The following is a 9,540-nucleotide window of genomic DNA, read 5'->3' as shown; positions in this document are numbered from 1 at the left end:
CGCCGTTCTGGATGTCCATTTCCTTGACGAACTCCTGCGAGTAGCGCATAGCCTGTTTGATCTGGCCGAGCTGGGCGGCCATGTCCTGCGCTACTCGGTCGGTGGCGAGGTCGAAGAAATACTTCTTGTCGGGGTCGCCGCGCAGGATGTTCATGGCGGCCCGCATGCCGGAACTGGTGCGTTTTACCAGCGTGTATTCGTCTTTCAGCAAGCTGACCTTGAACTTGCTGTTGTCGATTTGGCGCAGGGCGGCCTTCAGAATCTGGCGCATCACGAGGCTCACGTTGGCCGTGGTGGTGAGCATGGGCGTGAGGCGGTAGTTATACTCCTGGAGCTGGGCGGCGCGGGAGGCGTAGCTTTCGGCGGCGTCTTTCTCGCCCTGGCGGGTAGCCGAGGCCGCCAGCGCCAGGTACTCCTGCATCTGATTCTGGTTGTCGGTGAGCTTGCGTTTCACCAACTCGTGTGCCCCTTCAATGTGGCCGACTTCGCCCTCCATGTTGCGGGCTTCCTTCTCGGTGTTGCGGATGTAATCTTCCATGATACCGATGGGGTCGGTATTAACGAAGATGCCCGCCGCCGTGCGGAAGATGCGCTGCCCGGCGTACCACAGCCCCGCCTTCACGCGCCGGTTGGTGACCAGCAGGAACAGGGCGAACAGCACTCCAAGCCCAATTCCGAGCTTCACGGTGTCGAACACGATGTCGACGAGGTAGGGCACGATGATGCCCCAGCTATACACGCCGGCCCCCACAAGGCCAGCCAGAAATATCCACCCCGCCACTTTTTCGGGCTGCTGCCACTTCGGCAAGCTGGTCGGTTGATCGGTAGGAAGTAGCGTGTTCATCGGGGAAAAGGTGTTTTGGTGATTGGAAAAGTGGTTGCGCCTTCCTCAAAGGCGATGCGGACCAGAATCCAAGACCAATGCCGATTCCCGATATTCGAGTTAACTTGTGAGTAACTAATTGATAATCATACAGAAGAAATAAAATAAGCCCTCGGATATAGTATCCAAGGGCTTTGGTAACCCTTCCAAAACGGAAGGGTGCTTTCCAGAACGGTGAAGTGCAGGGGAATAGAAGCTCTACTAGGGAAGTAGACTTCTAGCGTTCTAAGGCGTTAATTTTAAAGGCCAGTGTGAGCACGCGAGGTAGTTGATACGAACGTCTTGCATTCGGTCCTCCTCAAACAGCACAACCGGGTAGAGACGTCCTACCTGGCGTTTCGGCGTTGAACGACCGGTACTACCTTGAACCATCCGGTCGAAACAACGTCAGCAACGCCGGGACGCCAGGTATGGCGTCTCTACTCCGTTGCAATAATTGAATTAGCTACGCTTGCAGTGGATTTTTACCGTCCAATGTGCCCTCGCTGCGCAGCACTTGAAACCGGGCAAATAGCTCCTCACCGTACCAATTCTCCTGGCGCGTTAGCTTGATGACGTCGCGGTGAGTAGCGTCGCGGTAGGCGTACTGCTGCATCTTTTGGGTTGATTCCCACACGCTGAAGGTGGCTTGGCGGATGATGGGCAACTCGCCGAGGCCAATGGCGACGCGCACGCCGTCGGCGCGGGCCAGGGCCGCGCTGGTAGGGGCCACGTATTGCCAGAAGCGCCAGGTTTTCTGCCACCGGATAGAGGCGCGGGTTAGCACGGCCACGGGCGCATCGTCGGGCACGACGGTGCCGGGGGTAAGATAATCGAACGGCTTCACGCCGTCCCAAAGGCCGTGCGACTTCAGGGGCAGCAAGTCCAGCGTCCAGATTTCAGCGCTTCGCTCGCGGTACTCTTGCCAGAGCGGATGTTCGGCAAAGAAGGTGGCAGCAGTTTCCGCCGAGTCCCATACGGCTAGTAGGCCATAGCGGTGCAGGTTAGGCCACAGCCCAAAACCGTTGGCCGCTCCACTGCCCGCCAATTTGAAAAACTGCAAGCCGGCCACGCGCTGCAACTGAGGGGGTGAGGTACCCATCTGGGCTAGTCCCCACCGTTTCTGATTGGGACGGAGCGTGAATAAAGTGAGAGTGGTAAGCAAGTAAAGTAGCTTTAATCTGGCAGTAGCGGCGTGCATCGGATACCACTGGGTTTTCGACGCCTATCAGTGACAGCGCCGCCGTAATTCCTGCACCCCGGACGAGCCCCATAACAACAAAGAAGGGGCGGAATTGCTTCCACCCCTTCACAGATAGCTCAGAAAGACACTTAGGGTTAGGTTGTTGGTGGGTTGGGTTGGTCAGACAACGCATTCCTTTTACTCGCTTCTACAATTAGGTAACCTATCCTAGAGGCGGTAGCAGGGCGGCGTTTCGGGTTGATGATCGAAATTTATTAGGGCTTTACCTGGACATGCTCATCACCGCTAGGCTGATACCGCTCGCCAGTGGCTACTGCTTTCACGTAGCCGAAGGCCCGTACCAGCACATTGCTCGGCTGGTCCCAATACTCGCCCCGCACAATATCGATGCGCAACAAGGCAATGTTGGGATCTTCGGGGCCCTTCGGGAACCACGCCCGCAGTCCTTCCGACCAATACTTTTTGATAAGCTCGGAGTTGGTGGTGACGGTTGCCGTGCCGGAAACCGACACGTAGAGGTTATCGTCGGGCTTGGAATAATTAAGGCTTACGTGCTGGTCTTTTTTGACCTCGTAAATTTTGGCTGAATCTTTTTCGGTGTAAAACCACAGCGTGCCGTCGTTTTGCGGCTCTTGGGTGTACATGGGGCGGCTGTGGAGAGTGCCATCTTGCTCGGCAGTAGTCAGCATGGCAATCTTGATGTCCTTGATGCGCTTGATCAGCTCAGTTACATCGTGACTAACGGCAACTTGCTCGGCCATAATTTCAGGGTTTTGGTAGTGTAGGTTGGAGCTAAGGAATACGGCTCTACCGTACGAAGGTTCCCGCGCAGCGCTTCATATAACCCTGGCGGCGTACTTTAGGCGCTATATGAACTTCCTGGCCCACTTGCTGCTCTCCGGTTCGCCTGCCACTACCCCCAATTACAACGACATAGTAGTTGGCAATTTCGCCGCCGAAGCCGTGCGCGGCCGCACTGCGCTTGCCACGTATCCGCCGGCCGTGCAGCGCGGCATCCGTCTGCACCGCTTCATCGACTCGTTCACCGATGCGCACCCGCTCGTGCGCCGCACCACCGCCCGCCTGCGTACTGCCGGCCTCGGCAAATGGGCCGGCGTTGTCTCCGATGTCGGCTTCGACCACTTACTGGCCCGCGACTTCGCTCAGTATCACTACGATGCCACCGAACCGCTGCCTGCCTTCGCCGAGCGCCAATACGCGCTGCTTCACGCCCGCCGCGAGGAACTGCCGGAGCGCCTGCAACACCTGCTCCACTACATGCGCCGCGACGACTGGCTCAGCGGCTATGCCCATCCGGCCGGGCTGGAGCAGGCACTAGTAGGCTTAAGCCGCCGCGTGCCAGCCGGGGCCGTGCTGGCCACGGGCGCCGCCGCGTTTTTGGCTGAACTGCCCACCTATGAGGCTGATTTCAAGGAGTTCTGGCCGGAGCTACGGGCGGCGGTGGAAATCGTGCTGGAGTAGTTTTCTCTATTTTTGAGTGGTCTCGTTAAGAGAGGTACACAACGTGTATGCTTTAAAACAAGACCACTCCAAACTAGGAATAAAAAACGGGGCCAAGTGGTCCCGTTTTTTATTCCTAGTAAGTACACAAACCTTAGTGACCCTCGTGGCCGCCTTCGCCGTGCACGTGGCCGTGGTCTAGCTCTTCTTGGGTGGCTTCGCGCACCTCGGCTACTTTGCCGTCGAAGTGCATCACCATGCCAGCTAGGGGATGGTTGAAGTCCATTTTGACAGTGTCGGAGCCGATTTCCACCACTTTGCCTTGCATGTGGTGGCCTTGGTTGTCGGCCATGGGCAGGAAGTTGCCGACTTGCAGCATCTCCTGGTCTACCTGGCCGTCGATTTCAAATACATTCTTCGGGATATCGACTACGGCTTGGTCATCGTACTCGCCGTAGGCTTGCTCCGGGGTGAGCGAGAAGGTGAACGAGTCGCCGGCTTGCTTACCGTCGAGTTGGCGCTCAAACTCCTCGGGGAGGCCGCTCTGGCCGAACAGGAACACCATGGGCGCATCCGCTTCGGCCGATTCTACGAGCACTTTTTCCTGGTTGTCATCGGTCACGCTCAGGTCGTAGGTGATGGTGACGACTTTGTTTTCGCTGATTTGAGCCATACTGCAGGGGACGGGTGAGTCCTGGTGTGGGTTGGAAAATAGGGTTCGGGCGGCTAGTTACGGAAATGACCCGAAATTCTAGCCCTCTACGGATGATACTCGAACCTGAGCGAATGGGTTTTAAGCAAGCAAAATTTTGGCATCCGCTAACGACCTTATCGGTAGCTCGTTAAGCTTAGCAATGAAATCGTTCTACGCTGATAGCCTGCCTTTGCAGTAACCGCAACATGAAAACCAACTTCCTTCCCCTGCTTCTTAGCGGCGCTCTGCTAGCCGGCTGCCAGTCCAATACCAGCCCCGAAACGCCCACCACGCCCGAACTGCCCGCCATGCCCGGCGACTCCACCACAACTCCGGCGGCCCCCGACACCATTGCCAAAATTGGTAGCCCCAAGCTGCTGCACACCCTCGACGACGCCCACAACACCCCTGATGGGCTGGCCCTGGCCCCCAACGGCAACCTGATTCTGTCGGTGCCCAATCTAGCCGACAATTCCAAGCCGGCAGTGCTCATGGAAATGACCGATACCAGCCTCAAGCCCTACCTCAGCAACCTGCCCGTAGAGCCCACCACCAAAAAAGCCGCGCCCATGGATCTGGCGTTCGGCCCTGATGGCAACCTCTACTACGCCGAAAATCAGTATGAAAACAGCAAAGATTTCAAATCTAGGCTGATGCGGGTGCGGGTAACGAACGGCAAACCCGGCGCCGTAGAAACGGTGGTCGATAACTTTGCGCTGGCTAACGCGGTGGTTTGGAAAGGCAACAAAATCTACGTGACCGACAGCCAATGGGACCTGCCCGACAACGACAAAGGCAGCGCCGTGCTGGCCTTCACCCTGGCAGAGCTCAACAAAGGCACCGTGCACCTCAAGCCCAAAACCATGGACCCGCACGTCCTCACCACCTTCACCACCCAAGTCAATGAAACCGGCGTGGATAACGGCGCCGACGGCCTCGACTACGACAGCCAGGGCAACTTCTATACCGGCTCGTTCGGCGACGGTACGTTCTACAAGATGACGATGAAGCCTGATGGCACGCTCGCCAAAAAAGAAGCCCTGACGCTCACCGGCAAGAAAATCCCCTGCATCGATGGCCTTGTCATCGACCGCAAAACCAATAAAGTTTACGTCTGCAACTCCCGCGAAAACGCCATCAACGTCATCAACCTGAAAGACAACTCCGTCACAACCCTGGCCCAAAATGGCGACACCGACGGTACCAACGGCCTCCTCGACCAACCCGCCGAAGTGCTCCTGAAAGGCAACCGCCTCTACGTCTCCGACTTCGACAAACCCGAAAAGAACTTTATCAACAAGAAGTCTGATGCCCCGCACACCATGTCCGTAATAGAGGTAGCGCAGTAGTTATTCTTGATATAATTGAAGAACTAAAAGGGATTTGGAACTAGAAATGCGTAAAGAAAGGCCCGCTGAAGATTCAGCGGGCCTTTCTTTGTACACCACACATTAACTGTGTTAGAGCTTAAGGTTATTGCAGCTCCCAGGCCGTGCGGTACGCGCCAATACTTTCGGTATAATCCAGAAACGCCTTGTAGAACGGGTGCGAGCCGAGCGTGGAGGAATCGCCGACGATGAGAAGCTTCTTGCGGGCGCGGGTCATGCCGACGTTCATGCGGCGGATGTCGCTTAGGAAACCAATGTCGCCTTGGGCGTTGCTGCGGGTGAGGCTGATGGCAATGATGTCGCGCTCCTGGCCCTGAAACGAATCGACGGTGCCCACGCTCAGCATGCGGTGCTCCATGAGGCCGGCCAATTCGTTGTTTTGCTCAACGGCATCCTTGAGGTAGTTGATTTGGGCGCGGTAAGGGGCAATAACGCCGATGGTCAGCAAATCCTCGGTGTGGTCGGCCGCGTCATAAGGCTCTAGTAGCTGCGCCAGTCGCTTAAGCAGCAGGTCGGCTTCCTCGGGGTTGGCAATGGAGCGGCTTTCGGCAATGCCGAGCTCCTGGAAGCCAAAACCGGCCGTATCCAAAAACTCTACGGCTTGGTCGGGCGCGAAACGGATGTCGTAGTCGGGCAAGTCGGCGTGGGCCACGGTGGGAGCGGCGCGCAGCTGGCCGTCGTAGAACTGCTCGGAGCTGAACTCCATGATTTGCTCGTGCATGCGGTACTGTACTTCGAGCATGCGGGCAGTTTCGGGCTGGCGCAGTATGCACTTCTCGAACAGCGTTTCGCGCAGGCCATCACGGGCGGCTTTCTCGCTTTTGACGGTGGGCGGCAGCTGCTGGTGGTCGCCGGCCAGTACCACGCGGTTGCCTTTGGTTATTGGAATCCAGCAGCCCGGCTCCAGCGCTTGAGCGGCTTCGTCGATGAAGATGGTTTCGTAGGTAAGATGGCGAATGGCGCGGTTGGAGGCGCCCACTAGCGTGCAGGTAATGACTTGCACCTTGTCCAGCAAGTCCTCGGTGATATAGCGCTCCAGGTTGTCGGAATCCTGCAGCATCAGGTGAGCCTGTTCTTTCAGTATGCGGCGCTGCTCCCGTTCTTCCCACCCAAAATGACGCTTGAACTTGCCGGCCATTTCGCGGTACTGCTCGGCGGTCTGGCGCATGCTTTTCAGCTCGCCGTAGCTTTTGTGCTCCATGATCTGCGCCTCCAGCGTGTGGTGCAGCAGCAAGTCCGACACCCTGGACGGGTTGCCCATCCGAATCACGTTCACGCCGCGCTCGGCCAGCTTTTCGGTCAGCAAATCCACGGCCGTATTGCTCGGGGCGCACACCAACACCCGCCGCTCGCGCCGAATGGTTTCCAGGATGGCCTGCACCAGCGTGGTGGTTTTGCCGGTGCCGGGCGGGCCGTGGATGATGGCCACATCCTTGGCCGCCAGCACGTGCCGCACCGCCGCCAATTGCGACTCGTTGAGGGGACTTGGGTAGTAGAGCGTGGCTTCGTTTTGGGGGCGGAACTGCGCAGGTTTGGCGCCGAGCAGCACGTCGCGCAGTTCGGCTAGGCGGCCGTCGAAGGCGCCCATCACCTTGCCCAAAGCGTACTCCATCTCGCGGTAGCTGACCTCGTCGAAAGTCAAATCCACGCCGAGTTTACCTTCTTCCACCCAATCGGGGAGGTCTTCTTTGGTGGTGGCGAGCAGGATTTTATTGCGCTTGACGGCCGTAATCACGCCGTTGAGCGTAGGCCGGTCGGAGCCGGAACGGCCGGGGATATTACCAAACAAGGCCGCGTTTTTGCCTACCTGAAACAGGTGCAGGCCGTTTTGCGAAGCCGGGCGTTCCAACTCAATCACGAGCTTGCCGCCGAAGCCGATGTCTTCCTTGATGATTTTGACGGGATACCAGGTCAGGCCGCGCTGCTGGCGCTCAGCAATGCTGGCCTTGGCGTTCTTGATTTTGAATTGCTCGAGGTCCTCTTGCTGTTCCAGCTTCATGAGGGCCTGCACCTTACGCAGTTCTTTCTCTAGGGCGTACGGGTCGGTATACGTAGGTTGTTCAGTCAACAGAGTGGTCGTAGATATTCGTTGATAACAACGAAAACGGCAAATTGGTGGCTGAAGGTCAGAGAGATTTTTGGAATAAGCCGTTAGTTGTAACTCACTAGCTCTGTATGATACCGCTGTACTCTCCCATCAGCACATCACAATGAAGCTTCATGCCCCCGCCAGCAACACTTCCGTCGAAAGACCTAAGTGTTCGTGTAAGGCTTTCCATCGTTTTGGCGGTGAGCTCACGCTTGCGACTCAGAACTTCACTTACCCGGAAGCCACTGCGCTAAGTCACGCTGGCGCAGGCCCTGCTCCTGCATTTTGTATTTAATGTATTCGAGCTGACAAGTCTTACGGAGGAGCCAGCAGAACAGTGTAGAGACGCCACACTTGGCGTCTCGTCGTTGCTGACGTTGTTGGTGCAGTCACAGTCGTTCAACGACGAGACGCCAAGTGTGGCGTCTCTACACTGTTCTGTCAGGCAACTGAAAAAGCTTTTTTAGAAGTTGAGCTGCCTCACGGCCGTGGCTGTGGCGTGTAGGTCGGGCCGACGGCGCGGGGGCCCTGCGGCGTCCAGGAAAGCCGGTCGATGCAGAGTTGCCGCTCTTTCATGCCCTTGTTCCAGGCGTGGTAAACCAGGAACTCGGTTTTGCCGTCGGGGCCCATGATGTGGGAGTGGTGGCCGGGGCCGCGCACTTTGCCGGGTACCTGGTGCAGCACCCGGGCCCCGTTTTCGGCCCCGGCGTCGGAGTAGGGCCCCAGGATGGAATCGGCCACGCAATAATCAACGCCGTACCGGTCGGTGAGGAAGTTAGCGCCGCTGTAGAAGCAGTAGTATTTGCCTTCGTGGCGGCGCAGGAAAGGGCCCTCCAGCGTGTGCCACTCGGCGAAAGTGCGGTTGTCATAGAGCGGCATCACCCGGTTTTTTTCGAACACCGTCCAGGGGTGGCGGGCCCGCATGACGGTGCGGCTCTCGCCGGCCAGGCGCGTCATGCCCACTAGCTTATCCACGGCCAAACCGGTGCCGGGGAGGTAGCCGTTGTCGGTGTCGGTGAAGTCGCGGGCGTAGAACAGGTACCACTGGCCGTCGGCGTCGCGGTAGGGGTGGGCGTCGATGGTGAACTTGCTTTCGGGCACCTCAAGCAACGCGGCCATCTGATAAGGACCCGCGGGGTTTTTGCTAGTGGCCACGTGCAGGCGGTGGCCCACGGTGGCCGCTATGGCGCCGCCGCCCATCGAGTAGTACATGTAGAACGTGCCCTCGTGAAATACCACTTCCGGCGCCCAAAAATCGGCCCCTTCCGCTCCGGCAGGCGGTACTAGTGCCCCGCCCGCCGGCTTCCAGTCCACTAAGTTCGGCGAGGTAAGCACCGTGAAAATCCGGTTGTCGGGGCGGGTACGGGCGTTTCCGGTGGTACCGAAAGCATAGTATACGCCCTCATGTTGCAGCACGAAAGGGTCGGGGAAGGAATGCGGGTACACCGGATTGGTGTACGTGCCTTTCTGGGCGGACTGAAGGGGAGAGGCTTCCAAGAACAAGGGTAGGGAAGCGAAGCCTAAAGCAGTGGTTCGCAGAAAAGAACGGCGGGAAGTTGGTGAATGAGGAGGCATAGCAGCTACAGGAAGTGATACTGCAAGCAAAGGTGAAAACTAATAGGATAAGACCAATAGCATTTAGAAGAGCACACGTAAACATGGAGAAATAATACTTGTTCAGGTGCAAAGCTTTATACTTGAAGAAATACTTATTAATAGTAAATATCCAATGCTTACCTTCTGATTGAGCTACAAAAAAGCTATAGGACAGTAAGTTCGATGCTCGAGTACGAGGCCTATTAGCAAGAATGAAATTATCATGGAGTTAATGCTTAGTAGCTA

At 57.2% G+C, this 9,540-nt stretch carries 8 protein-coding genes; 2 read left to right on the top strand and 6 right to left on the bottom strand.

The window, feature by feature from the left end; translation table 11 throughout:
* The 3 genes from ACFE7X_RS09610 to ACFE7X_RS09600 all read right to left on the bottom strand — a co-directional run.
* Positions 1-844: PspA/IM30 family protein (locus ACFE7X_RS09610; RefSeq protein ID WP_375435461.1), on the bottom strand; the 844-nt coding region annotated here is incomplete at its 3' end.
* 484 nt (positions 845-1,328) lie between these two features.
* On the bottom strand, positions 1,329-2,027 hold the full coding sequence (locus tag ACFE7X_RS09605) for a spheroidene monooxygenase (RefSeq protein ID WP_375435460.1): 699 nt from the start codon (positions 2,025-2,027) through the stop codon (positions 1,329-1,331).
* A 293-nt stretch (positions 2,028-2,320) separates the two neighbouring features.
* Positions 2,321-2,827, bottom strand: coding sequence for a pyridoxamine 5'-phosphate oxidase family protein (locus ACFE7X_RS09600; protein WP_375435459.1), 507 nt, complete (start codon positions 2,825-2,827; stop codon positions 2,321-2,323).
* 109 nt (positions 2,828-2,936) lie between these two features.
* On the opposite strand from ACFE7X_RS09600, the gene ACFE7X_RS09595 reads away from it, so the two are divergent.
* A complete protein-coding gene (locus ACFE7X_RS09595; RefSeq protein WP_375435458.1) occupies positions 2,937-3,548 on the top strand; it encodes an ACP phosphodiesterase in 612 nt (203 codons plus the stop codon).
* Positions 3,549-3,681: 133 nt separating this feature from the next.
* Here the strand turns inward: ACFE7X_RS09595 and ACFE7X_RS09590 are convergent, their stop codons facing one another.
* On the bottom strand, positions 3,682-4,200 hold the full coding sequence (locus ACFE7X_RS09590) for a peptidylprolyl isomerase (protein WP_375435457.1): 519 nt from the start codon (positions 4,198-4,200) through the stop codon (positions 3,682-3,684).
* Between the two features lie 227 nt (positions 4,201-4,427).
* On the opposite strand from ACFE7X_RS09590, the gene ACFE7X_RS09585 reads away from it, so the two are divergent.
* Positions 4,428-5,570, top strand: coding sequence for a hypothetical protein (locus tag ACFE7X_RS09585; RefSeq protein WP_375435456.1), 1,143 nt, complete (start codon positions 4,428-4,430; stop codon positions 5,568-5,570).
* Positions 5,571-5,694: 124 nt separating this feature from the next.
* On the opposite strand, the gene ACFE7X_RS09580 is transcribed toward ACFE7X_RS09585, so the two are convergent.
* Positions 5,695-7,677: an AAA domain-containing protein gene (locus ACFE7X_RS09580; RefSeq protein ID WP_375435455.1), complete on the bottom strand. Its 1,983-nt coding sequence runs from the start codon at positions 7,675-7,677 to the stop codon at positions 5,695-5,697.
* 501 nt (positions 7,678-8,178) lie between these two features.
* Entirely contained in the window at positions 8,179-9,273 is a 1,095-nt protein-coding gene (locus tag ACFE7X_RS09575) for a glycoside hydrolase family 43 protein (RefSeq protein WP_375435454.1), read from the bottom strand.
* Between the last annotated feature and the right edge of the window lie 267 nt (positions 9,274-9,540).

It is taken from the genome of uncultured Hymenobacter sp. (genome assembly GCF_964242765.1).
Lineage (GTDB): Bacteria > Bacteroidota > Bacteroidia > Cytophagales > Hymenobacteraceae > Hymenobacter.
This window is presented reverse-complemented; position numbering and strand designations above follow the sequence as displayed.

What these genes read in the sequence shown, in the direction of transcription:
- ACFE7X_RS09600 (WP_375435459.1), bottom strand. Translation starts at nt 2,827, where the DNA reads ATGGCCGAGCAAGTTGCCGTTAGTCACGATGTAACTGAGCTGATCAAG.
- ACFE7X_RS09595 (WP_375435458.1), top strand. Translation starts at nt 2,937, where the DNA reads ATGAACTTCCTGGCCCACTTGCTGCTCTCCGGTTCGCCTGCCACTACC.
- ACFE7X_RS09590 (WP_375435457.1), bottom strand. Translation starts at nt 4,200, where the DNA reads ATGGCTCAAATCAGCGAAAACAAAGTCGTCACCATCACCTACGACCTG.
- ACFE7X_RS09585 (WP_375435456.1), top strand. Translation starts at nt 4,428, where the DNA reads ATGAAAACCAACTTCCTTCCCCTGCTTCTTAGCGGCGCTCTGCTAGCC.
- ACFE7X_RS09575 (WP_375435454.1), bottom strand. Translation starts at nt 9,273, where the DNA reads ATGCCTCCTCATTCACCAACTTCCCGCCGTTCTTTTCTGCGAACCACT.